This window comes from Variovorax sp. 3319, assembly GCF_031456585.1.
Taxonomy (GTDB): Bacteria; Pseudomonadota; Gammaproteobacteria; order Burkholderiales; family Burkholderiaceae_C; genus Variovorax; species Variovorax paradoxus_P.
Genome location: NZ_JAVDUZ010000003.1, coordinates 451,242 through 465,686, shown reverse-complemented (window position 1 = coordinate 465,686; position 14,445 = coordinate 451,242). Strand labels below are relative to the sequence as shown.

General features: G+C 65.0%; 11 protein-coding genes and 1 riboswitch. Of the genes, 9 read left to right on the top strand and 2 right to left on the bottom strand.

Going from position 1 to position 14,445, the window contains the following annotated elements:
• The first annotated feature begins 3 nt into the window (after window positions 1–3).
• The 6 genes from J2X67_RS09285 (at window position 4) to J2X67_RS09260 (ending at window position 4,128) form a co-directional block, all read left to right on the top strand.
• Window positions 4–594 (top strand): tetratricopeptide repeat protein, encoded by a 591-nt coding sequence (locus J2X67_RS09285; RefSeq protein ID WP_309952417.1) that lies wholly within the window; start codon window positions 4–6, stop codon window positions 592–594.
• Window positions 595–668: 74 nt separating this feature from the next.
• Entirely contained in the window at window positions 669–1,286 is a 618-nt protein-coding gene (locus tag J2X67_RS09280; protein WP_409050474.1) for a peptidylprolyl isomerase, read from the top strand.
• Between the two features lie 33 nt (window positions 1,287–1,319).
• On the top strand, window positions 1,320–1,832 hold the full coding sequence (locus J2X67_RS09275; protein ID WP_309952415.1) for a peptidylprolyl isomerase: 513 nt from the start codon (window positions 1,320–1,322) through the stop codon (window positions 1,830–1,832).
• A gap of 33 nt (window positions 1,833–1,865) precedes the next feature.
• Window positions 1,866–2,636: a UDP-2,3-diacylglucosamine diphosphatase gene (locus J2X67_RS09270; protein WP_309952413.1), complete on the top strand. Its 771-nt coding sequence runs from the start codon at window positions 1,866–1,868 to the stop codon at window positions 2,634–2,636.
• A gap of 8 nt (window positions 2,637–2,644) precedes the next feature.
• Window positions 2,645–3,436, top strand: a complete 792-nt coding sequence (locus J2X67_RS09265) for a zinc-dependent peptidase (RefSeq protein ID WP_309952412.1) — start codon at window positions 2,645–2,647, stop codon at window positions 3,434–3,436.
• 95 nt (window positions 3,437–3,531) lie between these two features.
• Entirely contained in the window at window positions 3,532–4,128 is a 597-nt protein-coding gene (locus tag J2X67_RS09260) for a hypothetical protein (RefSeq protein ID WP_309952411.1), read from the top strand.
• 81 nt (window positions 4,129–4,209) lie between these two features.
• Here the strand turns inward: J2X67_RS09260 and J2X67_RS09255 are convergent, their stop codons facing one another.
• Entirely contained in the window at window positions 4,210–7,116 is a 2,907-nt protein-coding gene (locus J2X67_RS09255; RefSeq protein ID WP_409050478.1) for a DUF349 domain-containing protein, read from the bottom strand.
• 130 nt (window positions 7,117–7,246) lie between these two features.
• Entirely contained in the window at window positions 7,247–11,056 is a 3,810-nt protein-coding gene (locus J2X67_RS09250) for a DUF748 domain-containing protein (RefSeq protein ID WP_309952407.1), read from the bottom strand.
• A 594-nt stretch (window positions 11,057–11,650) separates the two neighbouring features.
• Between J2X67_RS09250 and J2X67_RS09245 the strand changes: the two genes are divergently transcribed.
• The 3 genes from J2X67_RS09245 to nrdR all read left to right on the top strand — a co-directional run bounded on the left by J2X67_RS09245 (window position 11,651) and on the right by nrdR (window position 14,427).
• A complete protein-coding gene (locus tag J2X67_RS09245) occupies window positions 11,651–12,508 on the top strand; it encodes a lytic transglycosylase domain-containing protein (RefSeq protein ID WP_309952406.1) in 858 nt (285 codons plus the stop codon).
• Between the two features lie 41 nt (window positions 12,509–12,549).
• Window positions 12,550–12,676: riboswitch (ZMP/ZTP riboswitch) on the top strand.
• A gap of 41 nt (window positions 12,677–12,717) precedes the next feature.
• A complete protein-coding gene (gene glyA, locus J2X67_RS09240; protein ID WP_258506967.1) occupies window positions 12,718–13,962 on the top strand; it encodes a serine hydroxymethyltransferase in 1,245 nt (414 codons plus the stop codon).
• A gap of 21 nt (window positions 13,963–13,983) precedes the next feature.
• Window positions 13,984–14,427: a transcriptional regulator NrdR gene (nrdR, locus tag J2X67_RS09235; protein ID WP_007836918.1), complete on the top strand. Its 444-nt coding sequence runs from the start codon at window positions 13,984–13,986 to the stop codon at window positions 14,425–14,427.
• Window positions 14,428–14,445: the final 18 nt, after the last annotated feature.

The window sequence follows — 14,445 nt, the reverse complement described above, 5'->3', positions numbered from 1 at the left end:
TTCATGAAGCACGTCGCGTTCTCCAAACTCTCCCTTGCCTTTGCACTGCTCTTCAGCCTGTGGGGTTCCGCCGCGTACGCCAACGACTACGACGACGTGAACACCTTGCTGCGCCAGGGCAAGTCGAACGAAGCGCTTGCCAAGGCCGACGCCTACATTGCCGGCAAGCCGCGCGATCCGCAAATGCGCTTCCTGCGGGGCGTGATCCTCACCGAGCAAAAAAAGCAGAACGAGGCCATTGCCGCGTTCACGCAGTTGACGCAAGACTTTCCGGAACTCTCCGAGCCATACAACAACCTTGCCGCGCTCTATGCAGCGCAGAGCAAGTTCGACCAGGCACGCGCCGCGCTGGAACAGGCGCTTCGGCTCAACCCCAACTACGCCACCGCGCATGAAAATCTCGGCGACGTGTATGCGCGCCTCGCGGCCCAGGAATATGTGCGGGCGCAGCAATTCGCCAGCACCAACGCCAGCGTGGCGCCCAAGCTCGCGCTGATCCGCCAGATCTTCAACCCGAAGACCGAGGCGCAAGCCGCAACGCTGCCGGCGCCCCCGGCCGAAGTTCGCAAGCCGGTCGGCCGCCCGAGCAAATAAGCAAGTAGCCGGCCGCCCCTGACAGGCCCTGGCAATTTGCCTTGCCGGGCCGACGCCTCACTCATCATTCGCACATGGAGCTCTCCTTGACGATCCAAGACTTCTTCACCTCCTCCTCCGCTCGATTCAGCCGCCGCGGTGCGCTCGCGCTGGTGGCCTCGTTGGCTCTGGCCGGCGCCGTGCATGCACAACAGGCCGGCCCACGCGTGAAGCTCGCCACCTCGGCCGGCGACATCCTGGTCGAACTCGACCAGGCCAAGGCGCCCAAGACGGTCGAGAACTTTCTGCAGTACGTCAACGACAAGCACTATGACGGTACGGTGTTCCACCGCGTGATCGACGGCTTCATGATCCAGGGCGGCGGCTTCACTGCCGATATGCAACAAAAACCCACGCGACCGCCCATCGCACTTGAAGCCAGCAACGGCCTCAAGAACGACCGCTACACCATCGCAATGGCGCGCACCGGCAACCCCAATTCGGCCACCTCGCAGTTCTTCATCAACGTGAAGAACAACGACTCGCTCAATGCGCCCAACCCCGACGGCTACGGCTATACGGTCTTTGGCCGTGTCGTGGCCGGCACCGAGGTGGTGGACAAGATTCGCGCGGTGCAAACTGGTAACAAGGGCGGCATGCAGAACGTGCCGCTCGAGCCCATCATCATCAAGTCCGCCACACTGGCGAAGTAATTTCTCGAACACATCCGAAAGAAGGACTCCCTCATGAGCAACCCCAAAGTCGAACTGCACATCAAGAACTACGGCGTGATCACGCTCGAACTCGACAGCGCCAAGGCGCCCAGGTCGGCCGAGAACTTCGTCAACTACGTGAAGAACGGTCACTACGACAACACGGTGTTCCACCGCGTGATTCCTGGCTTCATGGTGCAAGGCGGCGGCTTCGAGCCCGGCATGAAGCAAAAGCCCACCGGCGCTGAAATCGAGAACGAAGCCAACAACGGCCTCAAGAACGACAACTACACCGTGGCCATGGCCCGCACGAGCGCACCGCACTCGGCCACCGCCCAGTTCTTCATCAACGTGGCCGACAACGGCTTCCTGAACCACACCGCCCCCTCGGCCCAAGGCTGGGGCTACGCGGTGTTCGGCAAGGTCACCGGCGGCACCGACGTGGTCGACAAGATCAAGGCCGTGAAGACGGGCCGCAAGGGCTTTCACGACGACGTGCCGCTCGAAGACGTGGTGATCGAAAAGGCTGTCGTCGTCTCCGAATAAGAAGCGGGCACGAGCAGACAGGCGCACATCGGCATGGCGGCAAACCGGGCTTTCAAGGAGCTTCTCGCCCCGCCGACGTGGCGCACCGTCGACCTGATTTCCGACCTGCACCTGCAGGCCGAAGAGCCTGCCACCTTCGAGGCGTGGCAGGGCTATCTGCAGACCACGCCGGCCGATGCGCTGATCATCCTCGGCGACCTGTTCGAAGTGTGGGTGGGCGACGACGCCGCCGCCCTGCCCGGCTTCGAAGCGCATTGCGCCGAGCTGCTGCGCCGCACGGCCGAGCGGCTGCCGGTGTACTTCATGCACGGCAACCGCGACTTCCTCGTAGGCCCCTCGCTCGCCGCCCAATGCGGCTTCACGCTGCTCGACGACCCCACGGTGCTGGTGCTGCACGGTGAACGCTGGCTGCTGAGCCACGGCGACATTCTTTGCCTGGACGACACCGACTACCTCAAGTTTCGCTCGCAGGTGCGCACGCCTGAATGGCAGGCTGCGTTTCTGGCCAGGCCGCTTGCCGAACGCCGTGCGCTCGCACGGTCGATGCGACAGCAAAGCGAAGACCGCAAGCGCGATGCTTCGGCGCGCTGGGCCGATGTGGATGGCGGCGCCGCGCGCCAGTGGCTGCAGCAGGCGCGTGCAGGCACACTGGTGCACGGCCATACGCACCGGCCAGCCGATCACGACCTGGGAGACGGCCTCCAGCGCATGGTGCTCAGCGACTGGGATGCCGCGGCCCACCCGCCGCGCGCACAGCTGCTGTGCCTTTCACCTGCCGGCGCGCAGCGCGTCGATTTGCGCTAGCGGTCGCAATGTTCAAGTGGCTGCGCCAGTTGCGCGCCCTGCCCCCTATTCCCGAGGCCGCCTGGAAGGCCACGCTCGAGCGCTATGCCTTCCTTGGCGAATTGCCTCACGCGGCACAGCAAAAGCTGCGGACCTTTACGGCCGAATTCCTGCGAGACAAGCAATTTCATGGCACCCAGGGCTTCGTCATCACGGACGAAGTTGCGCTGGCCATTGCCGCGCAGGCGGTGCTGCCGGTGCTTGACCTGAAGGGCGGGCTGGACTGGTACGACGATTTTGTTGGCATCGTGGTGCATCCGTCGGAAGTCGTTGCACGCCGAAAGATCGTGGACGAGGCACAGGTTGTGCACGAATACGACGAGGTGGTGGCCGGCGAGGCCATGGACCGCGGTCCGGTGATGCTGAGCTGGCAAGACGTGCTCGCAAGCGGCATCACTACGAATGGCGGCTACAACGTGGTTATTCACGAGTTTGCGCACAAGATCGACATGCGCGGAGGCGATGCCGACGGCTGCCCACCGCTGCCTGCGGGCTTTGCGGGCAAGAGCAGCGCGCGCGAGGCACGCGCCGCGTGGCTTGCGGTGCTGCAGCCGGCGTACGACGACTTTCGCGAGAAAACCATCCTCGCCGACCGCTTCGGCGCAGACCGGCCATGGCTTGATGAATACGGCGCGACCTCGATCAGCGAGTTTTTCGCGGTGGCCTGCGAGGCCTACTTCGTGAACCGTCCGAACTTCGCCCGGGACTTCCCGGCCGTGGTGGCGCTGTTCGATGAATTCTTTCGGCCTAAACAGGGCTGATCGCCCGTCCACTCTTTGTTCGTTGCTACGTATCCGATAGCAGTTTGCCCTTTACCATCGGCGGGTTATCAACTCACCGAAAAAAGGTCAACAACATGAGGGATTGGTTTTACCAGCTCACGGGCAAGGCATGGATCGCGCTGCTGTTCGGCATAGGCATCCTGGGCTGGGCAGCCTACGCGCAGTTCAAGGCAGGCGCCGACACGCACGGCACCGCGGTGGAAGATCTCGTCGCCAAGAGCGGCACGATCGTCAGCGGCAGCGAGATCACCGAAACCACGAAGCGCCGCCGCGGTGGCAGCACGACGCGCCACTACTTCGTCCTCGATGCCAAGCTCGCCGACGGCAGCGTCGAGAAATGGCGCGTCGACTACGCCATCGGCCGCAGCAAGCTCGAGCCGCTGATCGACGAAGCCGTTGAAGTTCGCGTCGATCCCTCGGACAACAACCTTGTCTACGAGGCCAAGCTCAAGGGCCAGCCGGTGGTCGCACTGGCCGACGTGCAGAAGATCATGGAGAACAAGGACAAGGTCGCGGCTTCGCTGGCCACGGACAAGAGCACCCTGATCGTCGGCGCCCTCGCCCTGCTGCTGGGCATCGGCGGGCTGTTCGTCCGGCGCCGCATCGCAAGCGGCCATGCGGCCGAGCAGGCGGCTGCTGTGCAGACGCCCGTGATCGGCGAGAAAGTCTGATCCACGCGATTCATCGCACAATGAAAAAGCGCGCCGAGGGGCGCTTTTTCATTGCCGCAGGCAGTGCGCGGGTAGCGCGCTTTACTTGCGCAGCAGCGCCTTCAACGCGTTCTGCAAGCGGCGTGCGCTCGCACTGTCGTGCGCCGCGGCCAGCACCTTGCCGGCGTCCTGGCCCCAGGTCTGCGCCGGCGGGGGATCACCGCGCTTCGTCAACAGCTTGAGCTGCAGCGCGCGGCGCGCATCGAGCTGCTCGGCGGGCGTCGGCACTTCAGCGGCCATTTCGAGGCGCAGCAGCGCTTCGGCGGCTTCATCGGGTGCCGCCTTGGGCGCTGAGCCGATGGCTTGGGACCAGCCGGTGCGCACCGCAGGCGTTACCGCACGGCCCAGTTCCTGAACGCTGGGCAGCTTCGACGCATCGCGCTGCTCCCATGCACCGAGCACTTGCGTGAGCGCTTCGCCGTGGGCCTGCGCCGCCAGCTTGCGCAGCGCCATGTCCGCACGCTCGAGCGCTTCGCGCTGCGCGCGGAAGGCCGCGTCGCCGAGCCGCGGTCCGCGGTCTTCGAAGCGAGGCGGACGGTCGCCGAAGCGCCCGGCCGGTGCGCCGCGATCACCGCGGTCACCACGCGGAGCTCCCCGATCGCCGGGGCGACCAGGGCCACCCGGGCCCGGACGGGCACCATCGCGCCGGTCGCCGAACCGGCCACCTGCACGGGCTGCCGGAGCCGCTTCTGCCTTCTTGTTGCCAGGGCGGTCGTCGCCGCGCACCGCAACCACCGGCTTGGGGGCGGGCTTTGGCGGTGCCGGCGGAGCCTTGGCTTCTTCGGCCGAAGCAGGTTCGCTGCCTTCATGCGCCGAGCTGTCGGCGCGTGCCGACGCATCGGCACCATCCGCAGGAGCCACGAGATCGGCGCTGGCAGCAGGCGGCGGCTCGGCGCGTGTACCTGGCAGCGCTTCCGCATCGCTCGAACCCGGAGCCTGTTCGGCGCTTTCGCCGAATTCGGCCGCGGCCTGTCCGGGTGCGACCACCTCGGTGGCGCCTACCGAAGGTCCATCGCTGGAGGCTGCGGGTGCCGGCGGGGGCGCCTCGCCACGCAGCGCAGCTTCGAGCCGGGCGATGGCAGCGCGAATCTTCTGCACGTCGCCACCGGCATTGGCCGCGTCGAGCGCCTTGGAGGCCTCGAGCACATGGCGATCGTGTTCGCTCATTGCGGTTGCAGACTTCTCGCGCTCGGCGGTCTTGCGATTGAAGGCTTCGTCGATGGGCGCACGGAATGCGTCCCACAATTTCTGTTCATGGCGACGGTCGAGCGGCACGCTCTGCGCCTCCGCCTGCCAGCGCTGCTGCAGCGCCTTGACGGCATCGATGCGCAGCATGGGCTGCGCACCAAGCTCGGCAGCCTCGGCAATCATGGCCTGGCGCCGTTCAATGCTGGCCTTTTGCGCACTTTCGAACGGAGCGCGTGCGGCGCCGAATGCCTCGTTCCACTGCGGCTGCAGTTCGGCGAAAACTTTCTCGCCCACATGGCCGGCATCGCGCCAGCGGTCTGCAAACTGGTGCAGCGCACGGTTGTGTGCCTTCAGGTCGGACGGGGTGGCGTGCTCGGCCGCCCAGGCCTTGACCTCTTCAATGAGTGCCACACGATGCGCACGGTGCTCGGCCGCATCGGCGCGAACCTTTTCGAGCCACGCTTCCACCACCTTGTGGGCTTCGTTGCAGGCTTCGTCGAAGCGCTTCCACAGCGCGTGATTGGGCACGCCGCCCTGGTCGGCCTGCTTCCACTGATCGCGCAGCGAGCGCAGCGTTTCCTGCATCTTGCGGCCACCGAGGGCTTGGCCTTCAGGGCGCTTGAGCAGGCCTTCGGCCTTGGCCACGAGGTCTTCGCGCACCTTGTCGGCACTCCAGCGCTGCCAACCTTCGAGCTCGCCGGCCGCCACCAGCGCCGCATGCACGCGCGCTTCGAGCGGTGCGTCGACCAGCTTGCCGTGTTCCTTCAGTACTGCGCGCAACGCGGCGGCCGCGCCGGCGCTGGCCTTGCCGTGGCCTTCAGCGGTTTCTTGTTCGAGCTTGGCAAGGGCCGCTTGCACAGCATCTTGCGCGGCCGCACGTACAGCCGGATCGACCTTGGGCGCCGCCGGCTTGGCTGGCGCAGCCTTGGGCGCCACCACTTCGCCGCGCGCAGCGCGGAGCTCGTCAGCCCACACGGGCACCGGCGGCAAGGGTGCCGCAGGGTCGGCAGCAGCCGCTTGCGCCTGGGCCAGCGCCGCATGGAACGCATCGGACACGACCAGCAATTGGGCCTTCGACGATTCGAGCTGCGGGGCAAACCTGGCGTCCAGGCTGGTCCAGTTGGCATCGGCCGTGATGTCGGCAGCTTGCTGCTGCCAGTGGGTCACGTCGGCGCGCAACGATTCTTCGGCGGCCTGTGCGTCCTGCCAGCCTTTGGTCGAGAGCACCTCGAAACGCTGCGCGAGCAGCACGGCGGCCTCGCGGTGCACCTGGGCACGGTGCTGCAGGTCTTCGATGCCCTTCACGCGCTCGGCGAGTTGCACCTTGAAACCGGCCAGCGGCTCGCGCGAGAGCGGCGCGCCGGCCTTGGCGGCGTCGCGCTGCCAGGCGAGCGCGTCGGCAATGTTGAGCTTGGACTGGCCCAGCAGCGCCTCGGCCTTTTGCGCCCATTCGGCCGCAATGGCTTCCTGGCCCTTGGCGCGCTTGAGCTCGTCGAGCTTTTCGCGCAAGAGGCGCGCCGCGCCCTTGTCGCGGCCGCTCAGCTCCTTGAAGACTTCCTGCATCTGCTCGGGCGCGGGGTTGCCCGCGAGCCAGTCGCGGATGCGCGCAGCGCGCTCGCCCGAAGTTGGCGCAGTGAAGGCGCCGCCGGTGAGCGTGTCGAGGGCCTGGAGGTCGTGTGGCTTGGAAGAAGTAGAGGTCACTTGCGCGAAATCGTTGTCTGAAGAGAGAAAGCGAAGGCGCCGGCAAAGGCCGGCGCACATCGACATTTTCACCCAGTTGTGGCCGGCGGTTGAAACCCATGCCGGAACAGCAGCCAAATGGCGGCCAGAAGCACAGCCCAGCCGCCCCTATATATAGCGTGCCGGCGCGAAAAACCAAGCCCTTTTCCTGCTACCTCATGGCCAGGTTGAGTTCGGCGCCTGGCTTCCAGTCGGCATCGGTCGGCTTGGTCTTCACGGCGCCAAGGAACAGGCGCTCGCTCGGGAGTTTTTGTGCAAGGAGGTAGTCGCGCACCACGGCGCCGCGCTCCACGGCCAGTTGCCGCATCGACTCTTCATCGACCGGGATGCTCGTGATCAGCAGGTTTTCCATTTCCTTGACCGGCAGGTCCTTGGCAAGCCCGACCATGTTGCGCGGCTTGGTGATGTCGGCGCGCTTGTAGACGGCAGTCAGCAGTTCGGGATATTCGGCATCCGTGACCGGCGGAACATCGGTTGCCGTCTGGCCCCCGCGAACCGCCGCGCGCCGCTTTTCGGCCTGGGCCAGCTGCCGCAGGCGCTGGCGCTGATAGGCCTCGCGCTCACGCTCGAGGCTGGAGGTGCCCACCACGGTCATCTGCAAGGTCGGGCGCTCCACCAAGGCCTTGACCACCTTGTCCAGGCTTTCCTTGGCGCTGGCGCTGAGCACCGAACTACCGGGTTCGAAGGTAATGGTGCTCGACTCGCCGCTGCCCCCGCCGAGTCCGCCTGTGAGCAGGCTGAACGGCGACGTTGCCGCCTTGACGATGAGGTTGACGATGGCCTTGAAGATCAGCGGGCCGATGCTGAACTGCGGATCGTTGAGCGAACCGCGCAGCGGCAGGTCGACGTCGATCACACCGTTGCGGTCAGCCAAAAGCGCCACCGCCAGCCGAACTGGCAAGCTGTTGGGCGCGCCCTGCACTTCGTCGCCGAACTGCAGTTGGTTGAGCACCAGCTTGTTGGTGGCCGTGAGCTGGCCATCGGCTGCAACCTTGTAGTTGACGTCCATGCTCATCTTGCCGCGCTCGATGCCGTGGCCCGAATAGCGCACCGAGTACGGCGACAGCGGCGCCAGGTCGAGATCGCGCATCTTGGCCGTGATGTCGAGCTCGATCGGCTTGGCCAGCGGATTGAGCTTGCCGGTAATTTCAAGCGCGGCCGTCTGCTGCGCCTTGCCGCGCAGTTCAAGGTCGGCCAGCGCGGGGCGGCCGCTCTCGCCCTTGGGTGGGCTCGACGAGAAGGAACTGAGCTTGCCGGTCAGTTCGCTCAGGTCGGCCGAATAGTTGGGCTTGACGAACAGGTCGGTGAAGTCGATCCGGCCGTTGACCAGGCTCATCGGGCCGAAGTTGATGACCGGCTTGGGGCCGGTGTCGGCCTCGGCTTGCGCCGCTGCAACAGGCGCCGACGCCGGCCGGGCGGGCTCTGGGCTGCCTCCGACGATGGCTTCTGCCGACGGCGGCGCGCCGCCCGATTGCGGCAGGGGTGCTGTGGTGGTGCTGGTCCCGCCAAGGCTTCGGCGGGTCTTTGCTTCTGCACTTGTCGCAGCCGCGGCATTGGCTTCGGCCTCGCCCTTCTTGGTCAGGCTCAGCAGATTCAGCCGTCCGGTCGGGTCGACGATCACGCGGGCAAAAAAATCGGTCAGCGTGGTTTCGCGCACGTCCACCGCCGGTGGCGCATTGGGCGCCATGTTTACCTGCAGGCCGCGCAGGCTCAGGGTCTTCCAGCTCAGCAACTGGTTGGTATTTCGGTCGAAGCCGGGTGACTGGGTGAGCGACACGCTATTGGCGCGGAAGTCATCGAGTGCGGTGTCCCCGGCCAGCTTCAAGGTCATGCCCGCCGGCCCGCTGGCATATCTCACGGTACCGCGATAGCTCGCGAAGGCGCGTCGGATGTCTACGTTGAGGGCATCGGCGTAGTAGGCCTTGAAGGCATGGGCGGGAAAAGACGCCACTTCGAGCCGGCCCTCGGCCGAAAGCGGCTTGAGCACCACCTGGCCCTTGTAGTCGAAGCGGCCCGGCTCGGCCCGTCGCGAGCCGATGCGGCCTGAAATCTGCAGGGGCGACACCGTGTTGGTTTCGGGCGCGACCTTTTGCGCGTTCAGGTTGAGCGCCGTGATCTCGACCGCCACCGGCGTTGCACTGGCCTTGTCCGCATACGAGAGCGTGCCGTTGCCCACCGCCAGCGTGCCGATGGTCAATGCCCAAGGCTTGGTATTGGCGCCGGGCGGTGCCGCTGCGGGTCCGCTGCCTGCGGGCTTGGGCGCGGCCACCTTGGCCTCTGCCGCCGCGCCGCCGGCGGGCGCCTTCAGCCAGCGTTCGAACATCCAGCGCTTTTCGCTGTCGCGTTCTATATGAACCTTCGGGTTGGTGGCAGTGAACGAAGCCACATTCAGCGTGTGCTTGGTCATGTCGACCTCGGCATCGACCAGTTCGAAGCGGCCGACGCTCGCCAACGCGGTCTTTGCCTGGGTGAGCGCCAGGCCGTCAGCGGCAAGGCGCCGGGCCTTGAACTTGAGATCGGGCTGGGCCCAGGCAATGTCGATCTGGCCGCTGAGCTTGCCGTCGAGCGTGGGCTCCAGGCTTTGCGCCAGATAAGGCGCCGCCAGCGACAGCGGCAATGCGTCGACTTCGGTCTGCACATCGGCCACCTTGTCGGTGGCGCTGCCCTGGAACTTGAGCGTTGCACCGGCAACTGCGGTGCTGCCGTTGAACTGGGCCGGCTTTTCCATGGGCCAGGTAACGCCTGTCACATCGAGGCCGAGCGCGCTCAGGTCGACAGCAGCTGCGGGCTTGACGGTTTCGTCGCGCCAGCCGATGCGCCCGCCGGTGAGCGCAAGCTTGTCGACCTGCACCTTGAGCTTTGGCTTTTCGGGTGCCTTGCCGGCCGGGGCACTTGCCGCGGCAGCAGGAGCAGTTGCTACTTTTTCGGCAGCCCCTGTGGTGGGATCGGTGGCCAGCAGGTTGAGCTGCCCCTTTGCGTCGCGGGCGACCGCGAGCTGGGGGGCGGAAAGAGCAACTTCGCGCAAATGAAAAACCGACTCCAGCGGCCGCACGTCCGCCAGCGCCACTTTGAGCGATTCGAAACCAAGCAGGTCACGGCCGAGCGCGTCGCCCAGCTTTGCGCCATGTGCTTCGATGGTGCCGGTGATCTTCAGGCCGGGCGTCGCGCCCTGTGCAAAGTCGATCTTCAGGTCTGCGTCCAGGCTGCCCGCCTGAAGCTTCACGGGCAAGCCGCCGGGTATGTAGCCGAGGTAGGGCACCAGGTCGAGCCCCTTGAACTGCACATGGGCGTCGGTTTTGCGGCTCTCGGCGAACGGCGTGGTGAACGCGGCCGAATCGAACTTGCTGCCATTGAGGGTGAAGGCGAGCTTGGGCTCGGTATTGATGTCGCGCTTGGAAGCCAGATTGCTCAGGAACGGCACATTGAGCACGAAGTCGCGCAGCTGGTGCTTGCGCTTGACGGTCTGGTCGTCGAAGTCGACCGCGCCGTCCTTGATCGATATGTTGTAGATCGCAAAACGAGCCGGCTCGGCCTTGGGGTCAGGCGGCGGCCCGGCCGCCAGCTTGGCGACGATGTCGTCGATGTCGTACTTGCCGTCGGCAAGGTGCGTGAGGAGGATGGCGGGTGACTCGACGGTTACCGCGTCGATCACCGGAGCGAGCCGCAACAGCGACTGCAGTTCGGCGTCGGCATAGATTCGCTTGATTGCCACCTGGGGCCGGCTGCCGTCCGCTGTGGCAATGCTCAGGTCGTTCAGCGCAACCTCGAGGGTCCAGGGCTTGAAGTCGATCTTGCCCACGGTAACCTGCCGCCCGAGTTTTTCGCTCGCGATCTTCTGGATCTGGCTCTTGGCAATGGGAGGAACGGCGAGCCACGCAATCGCCCACAGGGCCAGTAGAACGAGCAAGGCGACGATCCCACGTCGCATCCATTTGTTTTGTTTGAGCGAAGCTACATCCATCGCGGGAGTGTGCCGCAAAGACGAGCAAAGCCAGAAACAAGAAAGCCCGGCAATTCGACGAAAGTCTCATTACCGGGCTTGATGGCGGGCATAAGACCCATGCCATCGTTTCGCGCGACCGGAAGTCAATGGTTCCTGCCGTGCTGGCAGCAAGAGATTGCCGCCGTGGATCCTCCATCGTTCGAGCCCTCGACTTGCACCTCGGGCTACCGGATTTCGGAAAACCGCCTGAGAACTCAGGCGTGTTCAGATTAGGCGCCCCACGCTCGCATTGCAATCCCAACCCCCGAGGGATTTCCCTTGAGATCGAATCAAAAAGTTGGAATTGTTTAAATATGTAATGACATAAGGATATAAATCCTTATACTTGACCGAGTATTTAGCCACGCTAGAATCCGCCTGCCCCTGGCCTGCCCCAGACCCAGCAGGGGCCCCTGAACCCGCTGCCGAATTTCCCCCGGCTTGATCAGGTCGCCGCGCCCTCACCCCTACACCTCCACGCGCGGAGCCTGATTCGTACCAATCCAAGCGCCGCTGCCTTCGTCCATCGCCCCCGTGGCGCTGCGATCAGGTGCCGCATAGAAAGGAAGAGCGATGAACAAGGCGTTTGATGCCACAGCCCGCGGGCTAAGGACCTTTGCGTCCGATGTGGCAGACGGCTTTTTTGAAATCACCCACAACGGGTTTGCACTGGTTGGCCTGGCCATTGTGTTTGCGGCACTCGCCCTCGTCGCGCGGCCCGATCTTCGCCAGACCGGCGAGGAGCAGCTCATGGGCTGGCTCCAGTCGCGCAAGCCCGCGCCTGAAGCCACAGACCTGGAGCCCACCGCGATCGTGCGCACCACCGCCGCAAGCCCTGGCGACCTTCCCAAGCAGCAGGCCGCCGTAGCCTACTGGCTCAGCAAGAAGTACCGCGTTGCGGCCGAGCCGCTGAGCGTGCTGGTTGCGGAGGCGTACCACCTGGGCAAGCGCACCAAGCTCGACCCGACGCTCATTTTGGCCATCATGGCCGTGGAATCGAGCTTCAACCCGTTCGCCCAGAGCCACGTGGGCGCACAGGGCCTGATGCAGGTCATGACCCGCGTCCATGGCGACAAGTATGAAAGCGCCGGCGGCACGCTCACCGCTTTCGACCCGGTGACCAACATGCGCGTCGGCGTGAAGGTGCTGCAGGAATGCATCGCCCGCGCCGGCTCGCTGGAGGGCGGCCTGCGCTACTACGTGGGCGCAGCCAATCTCGACGACGACGGCGGCTATGCCGGCAAGGTCCTTGCCGAGCACGAGCGGCTGCTGCAGGTGGCCAACGGCCGCAATCCGCCAACCATGGCAACGCCATCGGCACCCATCGTCCGGCCCCAGCCAATTCCCACCACTGTGACGCCCAAGCGGGAGCAAACCGCCGAGCCGGCAGCCGACCCGCAAAAAGTCGCACTGCTTTCCGAGGTTTCCTGAGTCCCTTCCCCATGGGCGAAACCATGGGGTGAGCTACACTCCGTTCCGTACGCGACTGGCGATAGGCGCAGCACCTCCAAAGGTGCCACGCGCTGACGTGGAATACCACTGGGAAGCGTGCCGCCTGGCATCCATACAGGCGTTCAGCCGTTCGCCTGGGCAGCCCTTGTTTGGTTGAAGAACAAGGACCTCGTCTTCAAAGGACTGCCATGTACCAACGCAACATCCTGGTCGAACAGACCGATCCCGAAATCTGGGCTGCCATCCAGGCCGAAAACGCGCGCCAGGAGCACCACATCGAGCTCATCGCAAGCGAAAACTACGCTTCGCCGGCCGTCATGGCCGCACAGGGCTCGCAACTTACCAACAAGTACGCCGAAGGCTACCCTGGCAAACGCTACTACGGCGGCTGCGAGCACGTCGACGTGGCCGAGCAACTGGCCATCGACCGCATCAAGCAGATCTTTGGCGCCGACGCGGCCAACGTGCAGCCGCATTGCGGTGCATCGGCCAACGAGGCCGTGATGCTGGCCTTCCTGAAGCCCGGCGACACCATCATGGGCATGAGCCTGGCCGAAGGCGGCCACCTGACCCACGGCATGCCCCTCAACATGAGCGGCAAGTGGTTCAACGTGGTGAGCTACGGCCTGGACGCCAACGAAGCCATCGACTATGACGCGATGGAGCGCAAGGCGCACGAGCACATGCCCAAGCTCATCATCGCCGGCGCGTCCGCCTATTCGCTTCGCATCGATTTCGAACGCTTTGCCAAGGTGGCCAAGGACGTAGGCGCAATCTTCATGGTCGACATTGCCCACTACGCGGGCCTTGTGGCCGCGGGCGTGTACCCCAACCCCGTGCCGCACGCCGACGTGGTGACCTCCACCACCCACAAGAGCCTGCGCGGCCCTCGCGGCGGCATCATCTTGATGAAGTCGCAGCACGAAAAAGCAATCAACAGCGCCATCTTCCCGGGCCTGCAAGGCGGCCCGCTGATGCACGTGATTGCCGCCAAGGCCGTTGCGTTCAAGGAAGCCATGACGCCCGAGTTCAAGGCCTACCAGCAGCAAGTGGTCAAGAATGCACAGATCGTGGCCGACACCCTCACCGAGCGCGGCCTGCGCATCGTGAGCGGGCGCACCGAAAGCCACGTGATGCTGGTCGACCTGCGCTCCAAGGGCATTACCGGCAAGGAAGCAGAAGCCGTGCTGGGTGCCGCGCACATGACGATCAACAAGAACGCGATTCCCAACGACCCTGAAAAGCCGATGGTGACGAGCGGCGTGCGCATTGGCACCCCCGCCATGACCACGCGCGGCTTCAAGGACGAAGAGGCCCGCATCACGGCAAACCTCGTCGCCGACGTGCTCGAGAACCCACGCGACGCTGCCAACATCGACGCGGTGCGCGCCAAGGTTCACGCGCTCACGAGCCGTTTTCCTGTCTACCGCTGATCGTCCGCAAGACCTGGCCGCATGAAATGCCCTTTTTGCGGTCATCTTGAAACGCAGGTCGTCGAGACCCGCGTTTCGGAGGACGCCGACTTCGTGCGCAGGCGCCGCCAGTGCAGCGCCTGCGACAAGCGCTTTACAACCTACGAGCGGCCGGACGTCAACTTTCCGGTTGTCGTGAAGAAGGACGGTAGCCGCGCCGACTTCGACTCGACCAAGGTACGGGCCTCGATGATGCTGGCGCTGCGCAAGCGGCCGGTGAGCATCGAACAGATCGACAACGCCCTGCTGCGCATCGAGCAGAAGCTGCTGGCCAGCGGCCTGCGCGAAATCGATTCGACCAAGGTCGGCGAGCTTGTGATGCGCGAGCTCAAGAAGCTCGACAAAGTGGCTTACGTGCGCTTTGCTTCGGTGTACCGCAGCTTCGAGGACGTCGACGAGTTCAGGCAGTTGTTGCGGGATATTTGAGCAAGCCCCGGTGCCTGC

Excerpts from the sequence above, each read along its gene's own strand:
- J2X67_RS09260 (WP_309952411.1), top strand. The coding sequence starts at position 3,532 with ATGAGGGATTGGTTTTACCAGCTCACGGGCAAGGCATGGATCGCGCTG.
- J2X67_RS09245 (WP_309952406.1), top strand. The coding sequence starts at position 11,651 with ATGAACAAGGCGTTTGATGCCACAGCCCGCGGGCTAAGGACCTTTGCG.
- nrdR (WP_007836918.1), top strand. The coding sequence starts at position 13,984 with ATGAAATGCCCTTTTTGCGGTCATCTTGAAACGCAGGTCGTCGAGACC.
- J2X67_RS09250 (WP_309952407.1), bottom strand. The coding sequence starts at position 11,056 with ATGGATGTAGCTTCGCTCAAACAAAACAAATGGATGCGACGTGGGATC.
- J2X67_RS09285 (WP_309952417.1), top strand. The coding sequence starts at position 4 with ATGAAGCACGTCGCGTTCTCCAAACTCTCCCTTGCCTTTGCACTGCTC.
- J2X67_RS09270 (WP_309952413.1), top strand. The coding sequence starts at position 1,866 with ATGGCGGCAAACCGGGCTTTCAAGGAGCTTCTCGCCCCGCCGACGTGG.
- J2X67_RS09275 (WP_309952415.1), top strand. The coding sequence starts at position 1,320 with ATGAGCAACCCCAAAGTCGAACTGCACATCAAGAACTACGGCGTGATC.
- J2X67_RS09280 (WP_409050474.1), top strand. The coding sequence starts at position 669 with ATGGAGCTCTCCTTGACGATCCAAGACTTCTTCACCTCCTCCTCCGCT.
- J2X67_RS09265 (WP_309952412.1), top strand. The coding sequence starts at position 2,645 with ATGTTCAAGTGGCTGCGCCAGTTGCGCGCCCTGCCCCCTATTCCCGAG.
- glyA (WP_258506967.1), top strand. The coding sequence starts at position 12,718 with ATGTACCAACGCAACATCCTGGTCGAACAGACCGATCCCGAAATCTGG.
- J2X67_RS09255 (WP_409050478.1), bottom strand. The coding sequence starts at position 7,116 with ATGTGCGCCGGCCTTTGCCGGCGCCTTCGCTTTCTCTCTTCAGACAAC.